Annotated in this window: 16 protein-coding genes; 7 read left to right on the forward strand and 9 right to left on the reverse strand. The window is 66.8% G+C overall.

The genetic code is table 11. The annotated features are described in order from the left end of the window. Positions 1–18 precede the first annotated feature (18 nt). The 3 genes from metC to PKE71_RS08710 are packed head-to-tail and all read right to left on the reverse strand — an operon-like array spanning position 19 to position 3,013. Entirely contained in the window at positions 19–1,167 is a 1,149-nt protein-coding gene (gene metC, locus PKE71_RS08700; protein WP_271186573.1) for a cystathionine beta-lyase, read from the reverse strand. A gap of 20 nt (positions 1,168–1,187) precedes the next feature. Further along, a complete protein-coding gene (locus PKE71_RS08705) occupies positions 1,188–2,012 on the reverse strand; it encodes a sulfurtransferase (protein WP_271186574.1) in 825 nt (274 codons plus the stop codon). After that, positions 2,009–3,013, reverse strand: coding sequence for a cysteine synthase A (locus tag PKE71_RS08710; RefSeq protein WP_271186575.1), 1,005 nt, complete (start codon positions 3,011–3,013; stop codon positions 2,009–2,011). The genes PKE71_RS08705 and PKE71_RS08710 overlap by 4 nt, the downstream gene beginning before the upstream one ends. 115 nt (positions 3,014–3,128) lie before the next feature. Here PKE71_RS08710 and PKE71_RS08715 point away from each other — a divergent pair, with 115 nt between their 5' ends. Next, entirely contained in the window at positions 3,129–3,731 is a 603-nt protein-coding gene (locus tag PKE71_RS08715; protein ID WP_271186576.1) for a DUF6134 family protein, read from the forward strand. On the opposite strand, the gene PKE71_RS08720 is transcribed toward PKE71_RS08715, so the two are convergent. After that, complete coding sequence (locus PKE71_RS08720; RefSeq protein WP_271186577.1) at positions 3,728–5,197, reverse strand: cryptochrome/photolyase family protein; 1,470 nt, start codon at positions 5,195–5,197, stop codon at positions 3,728–3,730. The two genes, PKE71_RS08715 and PKE71_RS08720, sit on opposite strands and share 4 nt — an antisense overlap. A 123-nt stretch (positions 5,198–5,320) precedes the next feature. Here PKE71_RS08720 and kdsA point away from each other — a divergent pair, with 123 nt between their 5' ends. Further along, positions 5,321–6,169 carry a 3-deoxy-8-phosphooctulonate synthase gene (gene kdsA, locus PKE71_RS08725; RefSeq protein ID WP_271186578.1) on the forward strand — a complete coding sequence of 283 codons (849 nt, stop codon included), beginning with the start codon at positions 5,321–5,323 and terminating at the stop codon, positions 6,167–6,169. Here the strand turns inward: kdsA and PKE71_RS08730 are convergent. Beyond that, positions 6,166–7,371 (reverse strand): DUF3089 domain-containing protein, encoded by a 1,206-nt coding sequence (locus PKE71_RS08730; RefSeq protein WP_271186579.1) that lies wholly within the window; start codon positions 7,369–7,371, stop codon positions 6,166–6,168. The genes kdsA and PKE71_RS08730 overlap by 4 nt on opposite strands. Before the next feature lie 141 nt (positions 7,372–7,512). On the opposite strand from PKE71_RS08730, the gene PKE71_RS08735 reads away from it, so the two are divergent. Beyond that, positions 7,513–8,175 carry a DUF502 domain-containing protein gene (locus PKE71_RS08735; protein WP_271186580.1) on the forward strand — a complete coding sequence of 221 codons (663 nt, stop codon included), beginning with the start codon at positions 7,513–7,515 and terminating at the stop codon, positions 8,173–8,175. Here PKE71_RS08735 and recG read toward each other — a convergent pair. Further along, positions 8,162–10,246, reverse strand: a complete 2,085-nt coding sequence (gene recG / locus PKE71_RS08740; RefSeq protein ID WP_271186581.1) for an ATP-dependent DNA helicase RecG — start codon at positions 10,244–10,246, stop codon at positions 8,162–8,164. The two genes, PKE71_RS08735 and recG, sit on opposite strands and share 14 nt — an antisense overlap. 179 nt (positions 10,247–10,425) lie before the next feature. On the opposite strand from recG, the gene PKE71_RS08745 reads away from it, so the two are divergent. Both PKE71_RS08745 and mfd read left to right on the forward strand, forming a co-directional pair. Beyond that, positions 10,426–10,719, forward strand: coding sequence for an FAD assembly factor SdhE (locus tag PKE71_RS08745; RefSeq protein WP_271186582.1), 294 nt, complete (start codon positions 10,426–10,428; stop codon positions 10,717–10,719). A 21-nt stretch (positions 10,720–10,740) separates the two neighbouring features. Beyond that, positions 10,741–14,241 (forward strand): transcription-repair coupling factor, encoded by a 3,501-nt coding sequence (gene mfd / locus PKE71_RS08750; RefSeq protein ID WP_271186583.1) that lies wholly within the window; start codon positions 10,741–10,743, stop codon positions 14,239–14,241. A gap of 181 nt (positions 14,242–14,422) precedes the next feature. On the opposite strand, the gene PKE71_RS08755 is transcribed toward mfd, so the two are convergent. Then, a complete protein-coding gene (locus PKE71_RS08755) occupies positions 14,423–15,121 on the reverse strand; it encodes a helix-turn-helix domain-containing protein (RefSeq protein WP_271186584.1) in 699 nt (232 codons plus the stop codon). A 234-nt stretch (positions 15,122–15,355) separates the two neighbouring features. Between PKE71_RS08755 and PKE71_RS08760 the strand changes: the two genes are divergently transcribed. Next, entirely contained in the window at positions 15,356–15,673 is a 318-nt protein-coding gene (locus tag PKE71_RS08760; RefSeq protein WP_271186585.1) for a hypothetical protein, read from the forward strand. Here PKE71_RS08760 and PKE71_RS08765 read toward each other — a convergent pair. Next, on the reverse strand, positions 15,664–16,980 hold the full coding sequence (locus PKE71_RS08765; protein WP_271186586.1) for a diguanylate cyclase domain-containing protein: 1,317 nt from the start codon (positions 16,978–16,980) through the stop codon (positions 15,664–15,666). The two genes, PKE71_RS08760 and PKE71_RS08765, sit on opposite strands and share 10 nt — an antisense overlap. Positions 16,981–17,073: 93 nt before the next feature. On the opposite strand from PKE71_RS08765, the gene PKE71_RS08770 reads away from it, so the two are divergent. Next, the gene (locus PKE71_RS08770; protein WP_271186587.1) at positions 17,074–18,162 is read left to right on the forward strand and encodes a CaiB/BaiF CoA transferase family protein; all 1,089 of its coding nucleotides are present in this window, start codon (positions 17,074–17,076) and stop codon (positions 18,160–18,162) included. A 61-nt stretch (positions 18,163–18,223) separates the two neighbouring features. Here PKE71_RS08770 and PKE71_RS08775 read toward each other — a convergent pair whose 3' ends face one another. Next, entirely contained in the window at positions 18,224–19,438 is a 1,215-nt protein-coding gene (locus PKE71_RS08775; RefSeq protein WP_271186588.1) for a pentapeptide repeat-containing protein, read from the reverse strand. Positions 19,439–19,660 lie beyond the last annotated feature (222 nt).

The following is a 19,660-nucleotide window of genomic DNA, read 5'->3' on the forward strand; positions in this document are numbered from 1 at the left end:
CGTCCCTTTCGTGCCGGATCAGGCGACGGCGGCGAAGCCCCGTTCCAGATCGGCGATGAGGTCTTCCGGCGCTTCCAGGCCGATGGCGAAGCGGATCAGGGCGCCGTCATGGCGGTGCGTGGTCCTGGTGCGCTTGAGCTGGGGGTCGCAATGGATCGCCAGGCTCTCATAGCCGCCCCAGGAAAAGCCCATGCCGAACACGTCGAGCGCATCGAGGAAGCGCTCGCTCTTCGGAATGTCCCAGCCGGGAAACTCCACCGAGAACAGGCCGCAGCCGCCGGTAAAGTCGCGCTGGAACAAGGCGTTGTCGGGATGGTCGGCATGGGCCGGGTGCAGGATGCGGCCGGTCTCCGGACGGGATTTCAGCCAGTCGGCGATCGCCATTGAGGAGGCAAAGCTGCGCTCCATCCGCACGGCCATCGACCGCAGGCCGCGCAGGGCGAGATAGACGTCGTCGGGCGCGGTGTGGAAGCCGAAGCTGCGCTCGGTGGCCTGCAGGCGCGCAAACAGCGCCTCGTCGCGCGCCACCACGGCGCCCATGAGAAGATCGGAATGCCCGCCGACATATTTGGTCAGTGCCTGGGCGGCATAATCGACGCCCAGCTGCAGCGGCTTCAGGGTCAGCCCGGCACTCCAGGTATCGTCGATAATGGTGATGACGCCCTTCTCGCGCGCGACCCTGGCGATGGCGGGAATGTCCTGCATCTCCATCGTCAGCGATCCGGGCGATTCCAGCAGGATGGCCTGGGTCTCGTCCGTGATGAGATCGGCGATTTCGGCTCCCATGCGCGGCGCGAAGAATTCCGTCTTCACCCCGAATTTCGGCATGGTGGTCAGAAGGAAGTTGCGCACAGGCCCGTAGATGCAGTCGGCCGCGAGCACGGTCCCGCCGGCCTCGACCGAGGCCAGGATGGAGAGCGTGTTGGCCATCAGGCCGGAGGAGGTGAGGGCACAGCCGGCACCGCCCTGCAGCTCGGTCAGCGCGCCGCGCAGGGCCTGGTGGGTTTCCAGACCGACCCGGCCATAATGCACGCGTCCCGGCGGGAAGTCGTAAAGCTCGGCCGCTGACGGGGCGAGCATGGTCGAGCCGCGGGCGACGGACGGATTGACCTGTCCGCGTTCGTCGTGCGGCCGTCCAAGCCGGGTGAGCCGGGTTTCGTCCTTCATCAAATCCCTCAATCTGTTGTTCAATCCCGGCCGGCTTCGATCGGTGTGTCGTCGCGGCTGCCCCATTCGGCCCAGGAGCCGTCATAGACAGCAGCCGTGCGGCCCAGTCTTTCAAGTCCGAGCGCAAGGATGCAGGCCGTCACCCCGGAGCCGCAAGTGGTAATGACGGGCGTATCGTCGCGCAAACCGGCTGCACGGAAGTGATCTGGGTGGCCGGCGAGTTCTCCCCGCTCGTTCAGCAGCTGGACGAAGGGCAGGTTCAGCGCGCCGGGCATGTGTCCGCTGCGCATGCCCGGGCGGGGTTCCGCTGCACTGCCGGCAAAGCGCGCCGCAGGCCGGGCATCGAGAACCTGGTGGGCACCGGATGTGACCGCATCAAGCACGTCCTCCCGTCCGGCGAGACGGTGCGGCTGAAAGTCCGCTGTGAAATCGCCCTGCGGCCAGTCCCCGGCCGGGCCGTTTTCGACGGGTCCGCCCGCGGTCAGCCAGAGCGGCAGTCCACCGTCCAGCACGCGTACGGAATCGTGTCCCATCGCCCGGAACATCCACCAGACACGCGCCGCACTGAACAGGCCCATCCGGTCGTAGACGATCAGTTCGCTGTCCCGGTTGATACCCAGGGCGCGCGCATGACGCTCGAAGACGTCCGGCGGCGGCAGCATGTGGGGCAGGGGCGAGGCCTCGTCCTTCACCGTGTCGATATCGATCTGCCGGGCACCGGGAATACAGCCCGCCACGCGCGGCTGCGGCCCGCCCTCGAAGGTCCAGGTCGCGTCGAGAAAGACGGTTCCGGCGGCGCCGTGCCGCCCGAGAGCATCAGCGACGGAGATGACCGGGTCGGTCATGCCTCCATCCAGGCCGGCACCGGCAGGCCCTTCTCGCGCAGGAAGTCGGGATTGTAGAGCTTGGACTGGTAGCGCGAGCCGTGATCGCACAGCACGGTCACGATGGTGTGGCCCGGCCCCATATCGCGCGCCATGCGGATCGCGCCGGCGATATTCACCCCCGACGACCCGCCCAGGCACAGGCCTTCCTGCGAGATCAGATCGAAGATCAGGGGCAGGGCTTCCTCATCCGAGATGCGATAGGCGCGGTCGACCCTGGTGTCGACGAGGTTGGCCGTGATGCGGCTCTGGCCGATGCCTTCGGTGATGGAGGTGCCTTCGGCTTTCAGCTCGCCATGGGCGAAATATCCGTAGAGGGCCGCGCCGCCGGGATCGGCGATACCGATCTGCACATCGGGATTTTTCGCCTTGAGGCCCGCCGACAGGCCGCCCAGCGTGCCGCCCGAACCGACAGCACAGATGAAGCCGTCCACCTTGCCGTCCGTCTGGTCCCAGACTTCCTGTGCCGTGGTCGCCGCGTGGAAGTCGCGATTGGCGGTATTGTCGAACTGGTTGGCCCATATCGCGCCATTCGGTTCGCTCCTGGCCAGCTCCTCGGCCAGCGTGCCGGAATAGCGCGCATAGTGATTGGGGTTGGAATAGGGCACGGCATCGACCTCGATCAGCTCGGCGCCGAGAAGCCGGATCGCGTCCTTCTTTTCCTTCGACTGGGTGCGCGGGAAGACGATCACGACCTTGTAGCCCAGCGCCGCACCGACCATGGCCAGGCCGATCCCGGTATTGCCGGCCGTGCCTTCCACGATTGTGCCGCCTGGTTTCAGTGCGCCGGATTTCTCCGCCGCACGGATGATGCCCAGCGCCGCCCGATCCTTGATCGATCCGCCGGGGTTGAGGAATTCGGCCTTGCCGAGGATCTCGCAGCCGGTGGCCTCCGAGGCCGCGTTGAGCCGGAGCAACGGCGTGTTTCCGATCAGGTCGATGACAGACTTGGCGGGGGGCACGGGCGCTCTCCAGTTTTGCGGACACTGCGGGCGATATAGGCACGCCCTTGTCGGGCCTCCAGCCATAAAACGCAAATCCGGGGATCCGGATCGCACCTTCGCGCGTAGACAGGGTATGAAAACCCTCGTCCTGACCCTCCTGTCCACCGCCTTCGCTTCACCGGCACCCGTTCCCGCCGAACCGCCGGCCGATATCGTGTTCGACGTGTTGCGCAATGGTCAGGCCTTCGGCCGACATGAAGTGCGTTTCGACGAGGGCGAGGCGGGTGAACTCCTGGTCGATATCGATATCGAGCTTCGGGCGGGCCTCGGCCCGATCACCGTGTTTCGGTACGAACACGCTGCCGAGGAAGTCTGGCGCGACGGTCAGCTGGTCTCGCTGGAGGCCGAGACGCTGAAGGATGGCGACCGGATTGCGGTGGATGTCGAACGAGGTGACACCGGGTTGATTGACCTGATGCCGTCGAGCCATTGGCTGGGTTATGACCCGGCCGAGCGCCGCATCCTGAATACCGAAACCGGGGAAGCCATGCCGGTCGAGATCGAGGATCTCGGGCTGGAGACGGTCGAGACGGCATCCGGCGAGATCGAGGCGCGCCGTATCCGCATGACCGGCACGCTCACCGTCGACCTCTGGTACGACGCCGAGGGCCGCTGGGTCGGTTGCGCTTTCGAAGCGCGTGGCCAGTCGATCCGCTACGTCCTGCAAGACGCTTAGGCGTTCTCTTCGGCGGCTTCCGCTTTCATCTGTTCGAAGGCGGCGAGGGCGGCCTCCCGGCCCGCTTTCAGGTCGACGACGGGGCGCGGATAGTTGCGTCCCAGTTCCACGCCCTGCGATGCAAGCTGACCGGCCGACGCCTCCCAGGGCGCATGGATATCGCGTGTCGCGAGGCTGACGAGCTCGGGCACCCAGCGGCGGACATAATGGCCGTCCGGGTCGAACTTCTCGCCCTGGGTCGCGGGGTTGAAGATGCGGAAATAGGGCGCCGCATCGGCGCCGGAGCCGGCGACCCATTGCCAGCTTGCGGCATTCACCACCGGATCGGCATCGACCAGCGTATCCTCGAACCAGGCCATGCCGTCACGCCAGTGACAGCCGATATGCTTGATCAGGTAGGAGGCGGTGATCATGCGCGGGCGATTGTGCATCCAGCCGGTCTTCCAGAGCTCGCGCATCGCCGCATCGACCATGGGAATACCGGTCCGGCCGCGCTGCCAGGCCTGAAGGCCTTCGGGATTGTCGCGCCAGGGGAAGTGATCGAAGCGCGGGTCGAAATTCTTCTGCCGCAGATCGCCGAAATGGTGGACGAGATAATAGGCGAAGTCGCGCCAGCCGATTTCCGCGAGGTATTTTTCGGCTGCCCCGAAGGACTGCCCGCGCTCGGCCTGCAGCTGGACACGGTGCCAGACTGCGCGGGGCGAAATCTCGCCCCAGCCCAGATGCGGCGACAGGCGCGAAGTGCCGAACAGGTCGGGACGGTCGCGATGGGTCTTGTAGTCGGGCAGCGCCTCGCCGAGGAAGGTTTCGAGCTGTTTGCGGGCCGCTGCTTCGCCGGGCGTCCAGCGGTCATGGAAACCGGCCGCCCAGTCGGGCTTGACCGGCAGCAGCTCCCAGTCTGCCAGATCGTCACTGGCGATCGGATCGGCCGCGGTCAGGCTGTCCGGTGCGGGCAGGGGGCCGCGGGGCGAAAAGTCTTTCTGTGCGGCCCGCCAGAAGGCGCTGAATACCTTGTAAGGCTGGCCGGAGCCGTTCAGCAGGCTGGCCGGATCGATCAGGGTCGTGGCGCGGAAGGCGCGCGGCCGGACATCCGCGGCCTGCAAGGCTTCGGCGATATCGCGGTCGCGGGCATCGATCCAGGGCCAGTCGACGCGGTTCCAGAAGACCTCGCGCACTCCGGCCTCGCGCACGATCTCGGGGATGAGATCGGCTGCCGCCCCCTGGCGCAGGCTGAGCCTTCCGCCCAGGCGTTCGATATCGGCAGCAAGCGCGGTCAGCGAGTGGTGCAGCCACCAGTCGGCCGCGGCGCCCGGTGACAGGCGCAGCGCTGTATCCTCTTCGCGGATGTAGACAAACAGGAGCGGCCGGCCACTCTGGACCGCCGCGTGCAGCGCCGGATTGTCGGCCAGGCGCAGATCGCGCCGGAACCAGACGAGTGCAGGTGCGGTGGCGGTTGCAGTTGCCATGAGTGTCCTGTGGATCGATAAGGGCCTTGTCTGAATACGCCGCCGACCCGATATCGGATCAGGCGAGCGACACCAGCGCCGGCTGCAGGCCGGCTGCAGAACGAGGCCCGAAGGAGGCCGTGAATGAGCCAGGTCAATTCCGTGATTTCCGTCCCCCGTCCCGGTCGCGATCCGATCGAGATCGGCAATGACCGCAAGCTCACCTTCATCGCGGGCCCCTGCCAGCTGGAAAGCCGCGAGCACGGGCTGGAAGTCTCCCAGCAATTGCGCGAGATCGCCGACCGGCTCAATGTCGGCCTGATCTACAAGACCTCCTATGACAAGGCGAACCGCACCTCGCTCTCGAGCGCGCGCGGCATGGGGCTGGAAGCCTCGCTGCCGGTGTTTGCCGAGATCCGCGAAAAGTCCGGCCTGCCGGTGCTCACCGATGTGCACACGGCCGAGCAGGCGAAACTCGCCGCCCAGGCCGTCGATGTGATCCAGATCCCGGCCTTCCTGTGCCGCCAGACCGATCTGCTGATCGCGGCGGCCGAAACCGGCAAGCCGGTGAATGTGAAGAAGGGCCAGTTCCTCGCACCCTGGGACATGAAGAATGTCATCGCCAAGGTGGCCGATGCCGGCAATCCGAATGTCATGGCCTGCGAGCGCGGCGCCAGCTTCGGCTACAACACGCTCGTCTCCGACATGCGCTCACTGCCGATCATGGCCAGCTTCGGCGCACCGGTCGTGTTCGACGCGACCCATTCGGTGCAACAGCCCGGCGGGCAGGGCACGACCTCCGGCGGTCAGCGCGAATTCGTGCCGACCCTGGCCCGTGCGGCCGTGGCTGTGGGCGTCGCCGCCGTCTTCATGGAAACCCATCCGGATCCGGACAATGCGCCGTCGGACGGCCCCAACATGGTGCCGCTGAGCGAATTCGAAGCCCTGGCCGCTCGCCTGCTCGAGTTCGACGCTCTCGCCAAAGGCCTCTAGCGGAATTCCCGTCTGTCGGGGATGGGCACAACGGGCGCATCCTCGACTTCCTCGATCCCGTCCAGTGCCGGTGCCCAGCGGCGTTCCTCCTGCAGGATGGTGGAGAGGTTCAGACTGCGCCGCGCGGCGTCCAGGCGCAGGTCTTCGTAGAAGAGATTGAAGGGCGGCACGCGGTATTCCTCGGCCAGCCGGTTGGGCCGGCGCAGATCGGCATAGTCCGGCTCTTCCACGAACAGGATTCCGTCGCCGCACTGGGCACCGGTCTGGCCCGGTACCGGCGCCGGCGTTGAATCCGGCGGCAGGCCTTCGGCGGCCACGCCGCCGCGATGCAGGCGCGCCGAGGCATATTCCGCCGTGCGGGCCGACAGGATCGGATTGACGCACAGGAGGCCGCGCCCGTCGACAAAGTCCAGACCGCCGCGCGGCGTCCAGGTCATCGAGCGCTCGGTGAGGATGCGGATGCGGCCTTCCTCGCCCGGGCGGGCGTAGGAATAGGCCAGCACGCAGCGCACATCCTCGGGTGTCTCGCAGGGCGGGATATCGGCCAGCACATTGTTGAACAGGTCGAGCGGCACCGGCGATTCGAGGATATAGGCGGCGATCAGCCGCTCGCGCAGTTCCGGATCGGGCGCGACCCGCTCGATCAGCAGGCCCAGCACGTGGAAACCGCCCTGGCCGACACCGGCCAGCAGGATCGGCCGCTCATCCCCGGCCTGCGTCAGGAAGGCGTCGAACGCGCGTTCGACATCGCCATAGGCAAACTGCCGCGCGAGGATCGAATCCTCGCGATTATTCATGAAGGTATAGAGCGCCGCCTGGCGGTATTTCGGCGCAAAGAGCACGCCGGAATTGGCAAAGGGTGCGGCGTAGTTGGGCAGCATGGTGCGCGTCACAGCCTCGACGGCGCGCTCCTTGTCCAGCTCGGCATTCCAGTTCGAGCCGCCCGAATAGGTGGTGGGATGGATAAAGAAGACCGCCGGCTCGTCAGCGCCGGCAAACGTGCCGCGGGCGAACCAGGCTTCGTCGCTGGCATAATTGGCGCCGCGCGGCGGGGTATAGGTCTGGAAGGGTTCGCCGGGATCCTGGAAGGTCTGGTAGATCTGGTCGCGCAGGGCCCAGCTGGTCAGCGCGAGCAGGACCAGGAAGCCGGCCGCGCCGGCCAGCATCATCCAGCGGGCGATAGATATGGGATTGGCCTTCATGCGGTCACGGTCTCCCTGCAGACCTGCCGGAAGACGTCGCGTGCCGAGATTGGCGCACCGGAATCCATAACGTAGACTACCCTTGCTGCGGGGGAATCAGCTCTTTTCACGCGCCTTGCGCCGTCCGGACACGGGAGTGCCATGTTTCGCTGGCTTCGCAACAGTTTCCTCACCGGGATCGTTATCGCAACCCCGTTGGGTGTGACGCTTTATCTGATCGTCGCATTCGTCGGCTTCGTCGACAATGTCGTCAAGCCGCTGATCCCGGCGCGCTACAATCCGGAAAACTATCTGCCGGGCGATTTCACCCTGCCCGGGCTGGGCGTGCTGATCGCCGTGGTGATCCTGACCCTGCTCGGCGCCTTTGCCGCAAATGTGTTCGGCCGGACGCTGATCAATCTGGGCGACCGGATCGTCGCGGGCGTGCCGCTGGTGCGCAATGTCTATGGCGCGCTGAAGCAGATCATGGAAACGGTGTTTTCCGGAAAGAGCAATTCTTTCAAAGAGGTGGTGCTGATCGAGTACCCGATGAAAGGGCTCTATGTCGTCGCGTTCGTCTCGGCCAATGGCGACAATAATCTGAAGGAAAAGATCTCCGACGATGTGGTCGGCCTGTTCGTGCCCACGACGCCCAACCCGACCTCAGGTTTCCTGCTCTACACGCCCAAGAAGAACACCATCCCGATCGACATGTCGGTGGAGGAGGCGGCCAAGCTGATCATTTCCTTCGGCATGGTCACGCCGGACAAGCTGCCGCGCGATGTACGTGCCACCCTGCCACCGGAAATGTTCACCCGGACCTGAGCATGCGCACGCCCTGGTCCTGTTCGAACAGGTAGAGCAGGACCCGCAGGGCCTCACCGCGATCGCCCGTCAGTTCAGGGTCCTGATGGACCAGCAGGCGGGCCTGGTCATTCGCTTCGGCGATCAGCTCGCCATGGGCTTCCAGATCGGCGAGACGGAAGTCAGGCAGACCGCTCTGGCGCAGGCCCAGCGGATCGCCGGCGCCGCGCAGACGCCAGTCCTCCTCGGCGATGCGGAAACCGTCATCGGTCTCTCGCATGGTCTCCAGCCGCGAGCGGGCCGTCTCGCCCAGCGGGCCCTTGTACAGGAGCAGGCAGGAGGAGGGCTTGTCGCCCCGGCCGACCCGTCCGCGCAGCTGGTGCAATTGCGCCAGGCCGAAGCGTTCGGCGTGCTCGATGATCATCACCGTGGCGTCCGGCGCATCGACACCGACCTCGATCACGGTGGTCGCGACCAGCACATCCATCTCGCCATTGCGGAAGGCGGTGGCTGTGGCTTCTTTCTCGGCCGCTTTCATGCGGCCATGCAGCAGGCCGACGCGCTGATCCCCCAGCGCCGCCCGCAAATGCCGCCAGCGATCCTCGGCGGCGGAAAGCTCGGACTGTTCGGATTCCTCGACCAGCGGACACACCCAGTAGACCCGGTCGCCGCGGCCGATCGCCCGGCGCACGCCCTCCACCACCTCGTCCAGCCGCTCCATCGAGACCAGCCGCGTTTCTGGCGGGATACGCCCGGCCGGCTTCTCGTCCAGGCGCGACACGTCGAGATCGCCATAGACAGCGAGCGACAGGGTGCGCGGGATCGGCGTGGCCGTCATCACCAGCGTATCGGGCTTGTGCCCCTTCGCCGTCAGCCGCATCCGGTCGGAGACGCCGAAACGGTGCTGTTCGTCGATCACGACCAGGCCGAGATCGGCGAATTCAATGCCCTCCTGGAAGAGCGCGTGGGTACCGCAGACCACATCCACCGTGCCGGCGGCCATGCGCTCCAGGATTTCCTTGCGCGCGGCGCCCTTGTCACGGCCGGTCAGGGCGATCACGGAAAGTCCCGCCGGTTCAAGCAGCTGTGCCAGGGTCTTGGCATGTTGCCTTGCCAGAATTTCCGTCGGCGCCATGATCGCGGCCTGCGTGCCGGCCTCGGCGGCCTGGGCCGCAGCGAGGGCCGCAACGAAAGTCTTGCCGGCGCCGACATCGCCGTGCAGCAGGCGGGTCATCCGCTCGCCGGACTCCATGTCGGCGCGGATCGCATCGAAGGCCCGCGTCTGGGCGCCGGTCGGTGCGAAAGGCGCGTTTTCCAGAATGGCCCGTACTTTTTCGCCGGTTCCCTTGAGGGCCCGGCCGGACTGGGCCTTGCGGCGTGCCCGCACCAGCTGCAGGGCCAGCTGGCGGGCGAACACCTCGTCGAAGGCCAGCCGCGCGCGGGCCGGGTGCGACGGATCCAGATCGGCGGCGGATTCAGGCGTGTGCAGCATGCGCACGGCCTGGCGGAAGTCCGGCCAGCCCTTTTCGCGACGCATCTCGTCCGGCAGCCATTCGGGCAGGGTGGGCACCATGGCCACCGCACCGGACACCGCCTTGCGCATGGTCTTGGCGACAAGACCGGCGGTGAGCGGATAGACCGGCTCGATCAGGGGCGTGCCGGCGGCCTCCTCCTCGGTCATCACCAGATCGGGATGCAGCATCTGGATTTCCGAGCCATAGCGTTCGCAACGTCCCGAGACGATGCGGCTCCCGCCCACCGGCAGGATGCGCTGCAGATAGTCGGGCCGGGCGTGGAAGAAGACGAGATGCAGGAAACCCGTGCCGTCATACATGCGCACCTTGTAGGGCTGGCCCTGGCGGCGGCCGGGCACATGTTCCTCGACTGTTGCGGTGAGGGTGACGATCTGGTCTTCCGGCGCATCGATCACACTGACCTGGCGCGACCGGTCGACAATGCTGGCCGGTTTGAGAAACACCACATCCTTCACCCGCGGCCCCGCCACCTTGGCGACAAGCGTGGCCAGCCGGGGGCCGATACCGGGCAGGGCGGTGACGTCCTGGAACAGGGGGAAGAGAATCTCTGGGCGCATCCTGAAGCGTGATCAGGTGAAGTGGAAACCGGTTCACCGGTTCGATCACGCGAACACCCAGAAAGCGCAAGCATGATCGTATCTGCAGGATACAATCATGCGTCAGCTCTACTTTATCGGCAAGTTGCGCGGCTGCCACCGGTCGACGCGGCCTTTCAACGGGACTATATGCGCCCATCATGACCGATACGCTCGACACCCAACGCAAAAAACTGCGGATCCGCGCCTGGCGGCGCGGCTTCAAGGAAGCCGACCTGATCCTCGGCCGCTTCTGCGACGACAATATCGACAGCCTGGACAAGGCCGGCCTCGACGCGTTCGAGGCCCTGCTCGACCAGTCCGATCAGGATGTGTACGGCTGGATCATCGGGCGCGAGCCCGTTCCGGCCGAATTCGACACGCCGGTGATGGACCGGCTCAAGGCGTTCCGCGTCGATGCGGACGCAGCCTTCGGCGACGGGCCGAAAGCCTGATATTCGCGAGGCAGCGCAGACATGTCCGATATCGAGATGATCGCCCGCGCCCGGGGCCCGGCCACTGTCTGCGGTGCGCCGGAAGGCCTGGATGCGCTGATGCTGGCCGATGCCGGCCGTCTGCATGGCGGGTTGAGCGTCTTTGTCGCACGCGACGATTCCCGCGCCGCCGCCTTTGCGTCTGCCCTCGACTTCTTTGCGCCTGACGCGGAAATCCTGCGCCTGCCGGCCTGGGACTGCCAGCCCTATGACCGCATCTCGCCGTCGCCGCGTGTCGCGGCACGCCGCGCCGCGACGCTGGCCCGTCTGGCTGGCGGGCTGGGCAGCAAGCCGGTTTTCCTGGTCACCACAATCAATGCGATGACCCAGCGCTGTGCGCCTGTCGAGGTGCTCACCGGTGCGGGCATTGCGATCCGCCCCGGCGCCAGCGTCGATGTCGAGAAGCTCAAGCACCATTTCGCCGTCAATGGCTATGCCCGTACCGCCACGGTAATGGAGCCGGGCGATTATGCTGTGCGCGGCGGGGTGATCGACGTCTATCCGCCCGGCGCACCGGAACCGGTCCGCCTCGACTTCTTTGGCGATACGCTGGAATCGATCCGCGGTTTCGATCCGGAAACCCAGCGCTCGACCCGCCAGATGGACAGCATCGCCTTCACCCCGGTCAGCGAGGTCCTGCTGGACGAGGAGACGGTATCGCGCTTCCGTTCCGGCTTCATCAAGACCTTCGGCGCGATCAAGGACGATCCGGTCTATGAACAGGTCAGCGCCGGCGCGCGGCCGGCCGGTGTCGAGCACTGGCTGCCGCTGTTCTACGAACACCTGGCGACGCCCTTCGACTATCTGCCGGACAATGCGCTGATCGGTATCGACCACCTGGCCCAGGACGCGCTGGACGAGCGGCTCAAACAGGTCGCCGACTATTACGAGGCGCGCACCACGGTCGATGAGAGCCGGCATGAGAGCAGCCTGTCGGCCCCGACCTACCGGGCGCTGAAACCGGAAGCGCTGTATTTTGCCGAAGGCGACTGGACGAAGGCGCTGCAGGGCCGGGCGGTGCGCCGCTTCACGGCTTTCCGCGAGCCGGGCCCGCAGACCATCGATGCCGGCGGCAAGCAGGGCCGCGCCTTCACCGCCGAACGCACGGCCCAGAACGTCAATGTGTTCGACGCTGCGGCCGGCCATGTGCGTGACCTCACCAAGGCCGGCAAGCGCGTCGTGCTGGCCTCCTGGTCCGGTGGCGCATCGGAACGCCTCGCCAGCGTGCTGGGCGATCACGGGATTTCCGGCATTCGCGCCTGCGAGAGCTGGGCCGATGTGACAGGCCTGCCGGCCGCGGCCGTGGCGCGTGTCGTCCTGCCGCTGGAACGCGGTTTCGAGACCGACGAGCTCGCGGTCATCTCCGAACAGGATATCCTCGGCGACCGTCTGGCGCGGCCGCGGCGGCGGCGCAAGTCGGCGGATATCATCGTCGAGGCGGGCTCGCTGTCGCCGGGCGATCTGGTGATCCATGCCGATCACGGGCTGGGCCGCTTCATCGGTCTGAAAACCCTGCCGGTGCAGGACGCGCCGCATGATTGTATCGAGCTGGAATATGCCGGCGCGGCCAAGCTCTACCTGCCGGTCGAGAATATCGAACTCCTCTCGCGCTATGGCGCCGAGAGCGAGACGGCGCAGCTGGACAAGCTGGGCGGTGTCGCCTGGCAGGCGCGCAAGGCCAAGGCCAAGAAGCGCCTGCGCGACATGGCCGACCAGCTGATCAAGATCGCGGCCGAGCGCATGGCCCGCAAGGCGGACCCGATCGAACCGGCGAGCGGTATTTTCGACGAGTTCTGCGCCGCCTTCCCCTATGCCGAGACCGACGACCAGCTCAATGCGGTCGAGGATGTGTTCGGCGATCTGGCGCGCGGCCGGCCGATGGACCGCCTGATCTGCGGCGATGTCGGCTTCGGCAAGACCGAGGTGGCGCTGCGCGCGGCCTTTGTCGTCGCCATGTCCGGCCGCCAGGTGGCTGTGGTTGCGCCCACGACCCTGCTGGCACGGCAGCATTACAAGACCTTCTCCGAACGCTTCCGCAACTGGCCGGTGAAGGTGCGGCAATTGTCGCGCCTGGTCGGCGCCAAGGAAGCCAAGGCCACGCGCGACGAGCTCGCCGACGGCAAGGTGGAGATCATCGTCGGCACGCACGCACTGCTCGCCAGGACGGTGAAATTCTCCGATCTCGGCCTGCTCATCGTCGATGAGGAGCAGCATTTCGGGGTGAAGCACAAGGAGCGCCTGAAAGAGCTGCGCACCGATGTGCACGTGCTCACGCTCACCGCGACGCCGATCCCGCGGACGCTGCAGCTGGCGCTGACGGGGATCCGCGACCTGTCCATCATCGCCACGCCGCCGGTCGACCGGCTGGCCGTGCGCACCTATGTCGCGCCCTTCGATCCGGTCTCGGTGCGCGAGGCCCTGCTGCGCGAGAAATATCGCGGCGGCCAGGCCTTCTTCGTGGTGCCGCGCATCACCGATCTCGACGAGACTGCGACCTTCCTGCGCGAAAGCGTGCCGGAAGTGTCCTTCGTTGCGGCGCATGGCCAGATGGCGGCGAGCCAGCTGGAAGACATCATGACGGCCTTCTATGAGGGCCGCTATGATGTGCTCCTGTCCACGACGATCGTTGAATCCGGCATCGATATCCCCACCGCCAACACGCTGATCGTGCACCGGGCCGACCGGTTCGGCCTGTCCCAGCTCTACCAGCTGCGCGGACGGGTGGGGCGCTCGAAGACGCGCGCCTATGCCTATCTGACGACGCCGATGCGCCAGAAGATCACCGATGGCGCCGACAAGCGGCTGAAAGTCATGCAGTCGCTCGACAGTCTGGGCGCGGGCTTCACCCTGGCCTCGCACGATCTCGATCTGCGCGGCGGCGGCAATCTCCTCGGCGAGGAACAGTCGGGCCATATCAAGGATGTCGGCGTCGAGCTCTACCAGTCCATGCTGGAAGAGGCGGTCGCCTCGCTGCGCGGCGGCGGCGATGCCGAGGATGAGGGCGAATGGTCGCCGCAGATCAATGCCGGCGCTGCCGTCCTGATCCCGGACCATTACGTCCCCGATCTGGATGTCCGCCTGCAGCTCTATCGCCGCCTGTCCTCGCTGGACACCAAGACCGAGCGCGAAGCCTTTGCGGCCGAGCTGATCGACCGTTTCGGCCCGCTGCCGGGCGAGGTCGAGACGCTGATGCGTGTCGTCGCCGTGAAATCGCTGTGCAAGCATGCCGGCGTCGAGAAGGTGGATGCCGGTCCGAAGGGCGCGGTGATCCATTTCCGCGGCGACAAGTTCGTCGATCCTCCGGCCCTGATCGGGCATATCTCGAAGAATCCGGCTCTCTTCAAGGTGCGGCCGGACCACAAGCTGGTCCTGCGCGCCGAATGGGATGCGCCGGAGGATCGTCTGCGCGCCATCGAGCGGGCCATGGCCCCGCTGGCCGACATCGCCGCCCGCGCGAAACAGGCCCAGGCCGGAACGGCCTGAGCCTGCGAAGCTCGCTCTGTTTTCCCCGGCCTCCTATCGTTTCCCTGGGCTCCATCTCGTTTCCCCGGCTTTATTGTTCGGCCCGGGGCCCGGCTGAGCCCGCATCTGAAGCGCCGCCAGACCCCGGAACGGGTCCGGGGAAAGAGGTTTGGTCGGGTTGGCCTCTCGGGGAGCCGGGCGCTTACCGCCAGCGGAAGCTGATGAAGAAGCAGCCCAGACTGCCCAGCAGGAACATCAGCCCGGGCACGAGGAACCAGCGCAGCGGGTTGGGCGGGGTGACAAGCGCGTGGTGGTTCAGCTCGAAATAACGCCGTCCGCCCTCGACGTCCTCGTAATAGCCATTGCCGCGATACTGGTCTGTGGTGACATCAAGCTGATCGATCCGCTCGCGCATGGCGCGGATCTGTTCGTGCCGGGGATGGTCGGCGGGAACCTCGGAGTGCACGATGTTGAAGGCATTCGGGCTTTCATCGAGCCGCAACACGCCGTCAGAGCGATAGCGATAGAAATTCGTGTCCTCTGACAGATCGATACGGGACAGGCCCAGCGCGCCGCCCCCCAGCATCAGGAAGGCCAGGCCGGCCAGCAGCCAGCCCCGGGTCAGGCGCAGGCGTCCCGCTTGTCCCGCCAGCACGGCGGCGCGCACTTCGCGGATCTCGCGCAGGCGGTCGAGTTCGGCGGCCGAGACGCTTTCGCTGAGCTCGCCCGTATCGATGCCGAATACCTCGACAAGGCGTTCGAAGACGTCGTCGGACGGGTAGGATCGCCCGGTTTCCAGCTTGGACAGATAGGATTGTTCGATCCGCGCCTTGGCGGCGGCTTCGGGTTGGGTCCAGCCCCTGTCTTCGCGCTTCTGGCGCAGATAATCACCGAATTTCATGTTCTTCCTCACACTCTGGCCGCAGCGCATCTGCGCGGCTTGTTCCGGAAGTCTTGAAAAGTCCCGAACCGACTGGAAGAAGAATAACAAGGACTATCCGGGAAACGGCAGGAATTTCTTGTCTTGCCAGCGTCCGCTGCCAGGACAGGCGCCCGCAGGCTCCCCGGAACGGGGGAGAGACCGCCACGCTGATTCCCGCGAGCCTGCGGCCATCGTCAAGCGGGGAGACGTGCGATGGACGCCTCGAAGGAAATCCTTACACCGGCCTTTCAGATCCTGACCGGGCTGGGTTTCATGCTGTTTTTGCTGGTCATGTTGCGGATCCGCGCCGTGCTGCGCGGCGCCGGCGGCATGCTGCTGAAACTTGCCATGCTGGGAATCCCGCTGGGTTTCCTGATCCTGGCGCAGGCCGGGCGCGAATACTCGCTCGGCGGTGCAGCCGGCCTGCTGCTCGCGGCCGGCGGCTGTTTCTTCGTCAGCCTCGTCCTGATGGGCGGCGGAATGGTGCTTCTGGTGCGCGACGGGCCGGTCGGCGGCAAGCCTCAGGCCTGAGCGACGATCTGGGCCGGGCTCTGCAGGGCCCGCATCGCCCGCTCGACCAGGGCTTCCGCCGTCTCGCCGGTGCGCACCGGAACGGGCGCGGCCCGCACGGTCAGCCGGAAAGGATGCAGCGGATCCTCGCTCTCGAACGCCGTGCATTCCGCGATCGCGGCGATCCGGGCGGCGACACAGTCAATGCCCGGCGCGTCCGTGAAGGGCAGGACGGCCAGGAAGACGTCGCTGGAGAAGCGGGCGGCCGCGTCCTCGGTGCGCAGCAGGTGACGCAGCATCGCGGCAAACTGGCGGCGCGCCTTTTCGGCCGAGGCATCGTCGGGCCGTTCGCGGCCGTCCGGCAGCATGATCTGCAGGGCAATCAGCGCAAAGCTCAGCTCGTCGCGGGCCGACACGTTCAAAAGGTCCTGGATGTGCGACACCAGGAAGCCGGAATTGAACAGGCCGGTCTCGATATCCAGCGTGCGCGGATCGCGGCAGGCATCCAGCGCCGCCTTGGCCTGGCGGCGGCGCTTGCGCTCCTCGGTCAGGGTCAGGATGCGCTCGCGCAGCTCCGCATCGCCCGCCGAGGGCACCAGAATATCGGATACGCCGCGCGCAAAGGCCTCGTCGGAAGTCTGGGTGTCGACGCGGTCGGCCAGCAGCACGACCGGGGTGTGGTAGAGCCGGGCATTGCGGCGCATGGCCGAGGAGATGGTGAAGGCGATCTCGCGCTTGCCGGTCGCGTTCAGCACCACGGCGTCGAAGGGCCGCTCGTGCAGATAGTCGAAGGCGGAATAGGAGGAGAAGGCGGCGACGACATCGGCGCCGGCCTGTTCCAGCACGTGCTGCAGCCCCATGAAGCGCGGCGAGGCATCGCCGACATAGAGCACGCTGGGCGGTGTGTCCTGGCGTTCCACCTGCGGACGCCCGCGGCCGTAGAGCGCGGTGACCTCGGCGCGGCGGGCGGCGACGATTTCCATCGCATGCAGGCGGAAGAGGGCACGCAGGCGCGCCGCGATCTGGACCGCCGGAGCCGGATCGCGCAGCCAGGCATCCACCGTGTCGCGCGGGGCGAGACCGGCCGGGCCCACCACGAGCACGGGGAGCGCCTGGTCGGAAAAGCGCGCAAAGGCGCGCAGCCCGTCATCGATATCGTTTTCACATTCGGCGAGGATCACGCCGCCGGCCCAGTAGTGGTGACGCCGGGCGGGCGGGCTGTCGGCGCGCACGATGCGGCAATTCAGGGCCAGCCGGCCCAATTGCTCCGCCAGTCCGTCCACGCGGCCGGACAGTCCGAAAATCAGGACGTCGAGCGAGCGTCCCATTCGTCCCCCTGCCGATTTGAGCGCCGATGCCGTATTTCGCGAGTTTGTCACAAGTGCCACGCTTCCGGAACAAACGAATCAAAGGTTGGCGACATGAAACCCCAAGGACCTCTAAAAGGCGTTAAGGTAATTGAGTTTGTCGGACTAGGCCCGGCACCCTTCTGCGCCATGATGCTCTCGGATATGGGCGCAGACGTGATCCGTGTCGACCGCAAGGGCGCGCTGGGCGGCGGACATGCCGACGTTCTGGGCCGTGGCCGGCGCTCGATTGCACTCGATCTGAAGGACGAGGCCGAGCTGGCCCTGTGCCGCGATCTCATCGGCAAGGCGGACATCCTGCTGGAAGGCTATCGTCCCGGCGTGATGGAACGCCTGGGCCTGGGGCCCGACGTCGCCCTGGCTGCCAATCCGGCCCTGGTCTATGGCCGCATGACGGGCTGGGGCCAGTACGGACCGCTCGCCCATGCTGCCGGCCACGACATCAATTATGTCGCCCTGTCAGGTGCGCTCGGCGCGATCGGCAGCAAGGAGCAGCCGGCCGTTCCGCTCAACCTGGTCGGCGATTTCGGCGGCGGGGCGATGTATCTCGCCTTCGGTGTGCTGGCTGCGCTGCATCATGCGCGCACCCACGGGGAGGGGCAGGTGGTCGATGCGGCCATTGTCGACGGTGCCGTCTCGCTGATGGCCTCGCAGCACCAGCTGGCGGCGGTCGGCCTGTGGTCGCCGGAGCGCGGCCGCAACCTGCTCGACGGCGCGGCGCATTTCTACACGGTCTATCAATGCGCCGATGGCGGCCATGTCTCGATCGGCCCGCTGGAGCCGGAATTCTATGCCCTTTTGTGCGAGAAACTGGGGGTCGATGCCCAGGCCCTGCCGGCCGACTGGTCGGGCCGCAACTGGGAGGAGGCCAGGCCGGTCTTTGCCGATCTCTTCCGCCAGAAGACACGCGATGAATGGTGCGAACTGCTGGAAGGCACGGATGTGTGTTTCGCGCCGGTGCTCAATTACGAGGAGTCTGCCGCCCATCCGCACATGCGCGAGCGCGGCAGCTATGCCGAACCGGGCGGGGTGCGCCAGCCGGCGCCGGCGCCGCGCTTCTCGCGCACACCCGGCGCGATCCAGGGACCGGCGCCTGTGCCGGGCGCCGATCGTGAGGCAATCCTGGCTGATTGGGGTGTCTGACCGGAGCATTTTCAGCAAAAGTGGGCACCGGTTTTGCGGTTCGAAAATGCGACCGCTCAAACTAGAGCAGGCGGTCGATGCCCAGGGCGCCGGCCAGCGCATCGGGCGAGAGCCGCGCACCGGTCATCCGCGCATAGGCGAGATCGGTGCCGGCCAGCCTTGCCTGCTCCAGATTCGCATCGCCCCAGTCGCTGTAGCGGCACTGGGCCTTGTCCAGCTGCACCGGCAGCACACGCCCGCCGCCCAGGGTGAGCGGGGTCAGGCGGGCACCGGTCAGATCGGCATGGGTGAGCCAGGCGCCGCTGAGATCGGCCCCGCGCAGATCGGCCCCCGCGAGTTTGCAGCCGCGCAGATCGGCCCCGGCGAGGCGGGCGCCCTGCAGTTCGCAGCCGCTAAGGTCCAGCCCGGCCAGACAGGCCCGCGGAGCGCGCAGCGCAGTCAGGGCCCGCCCGGCGAGCGAGCCGGCAGGACGCAGGTCGAGGCCGGTGAAATCGACCGGCTGGCCGCTGGCGCTGCCGCGCACCTGCTGGATATGCCCGGTCAGCCGCGTCTCGGCCTCGCGTGCTGTCAGCACGCCGGCCGGTTCCGGGATGGGGCGGTCGGGATGGGTACCGGTCTGCATGTCGCGCGTGACCGCCATGTCGAGCCGGGCGCCCTCCATGTCGCAGCCGCGCAGATCGGCGGCCTTCAGCGAAGCGCTGGAAAAATCCGTTCCGGCGACCAGCGCGAGCGCGAAACGCGCGCCGTCCAGGTCAGCGCGACACAGGCCGGCGCCCGACAGATTGGCATCCTCGAACCGCGTTTCGCGCGCCGAAACGCCGCCCAGCCGGGCCCCGGCCAGCGAGGCGCCGGAAAAATCCGCGCCATCGAGCGTGCTGGCCTGAACCGTCGCCGGCTTGCCGTCCTGGCCGGGCAGGGGGCGTTCGCGGAAATCGGCTCCGGCACAGCGCGCTGCGATCAGCCGCGCGCCTGTCAGGTCGCAGCCGCGCAGATCGGCGCCATCGAGCCGGGCGCCGACCAGGCTGGCGCCGTGCATCACGGCCCCCTGGAAACGGGCACCGCGGCAGTCCGCCCCGTCGAATCGCGCCGCAACCAGATCGCAATCGCAGAAATCCGCATCGCGCAGATCGCTGCCGCTGAAATCCTCGCCGGCCAGGGCGCCGCCGCGGAAGACCGCCCGCTGACCGCCAGGCTCGCCCTTCAGGAATGCGCTATGCAGCCGGAGTGCGGTTTCGATGCCGGCCCGGTCCCAGCTGCGGGATGCATGTGCGGTCAACGGTTCATCCGTGCGGCCTGAAACATGTTGTGCACCTGCGATACCCAAGCGCCTGCATGCTGGCAAGCGGCAGGGACCGGCGACGGACATCATAGATGAATAACGTTCATGTCGGGTTCAGCGGGCCATTGGCAATGTCCGTCTCGAGACCGGCGAACACCCTGTAGTCCCTCGCTCGTTTTCCGGTCTCGATATCGCTTAGATAGAACCGAAACGCCGGCT

Origin of the sequence: Maricaulis virginensis (assembly GCF_027922185.1) — a bacterium.
Classification (GTDB): Bacteria; Pseudomonadota; Alphaproteobacteria; order Caulobacterales; family Maricaulaceae; genus Maricaulis; species Maricaulis virginensis.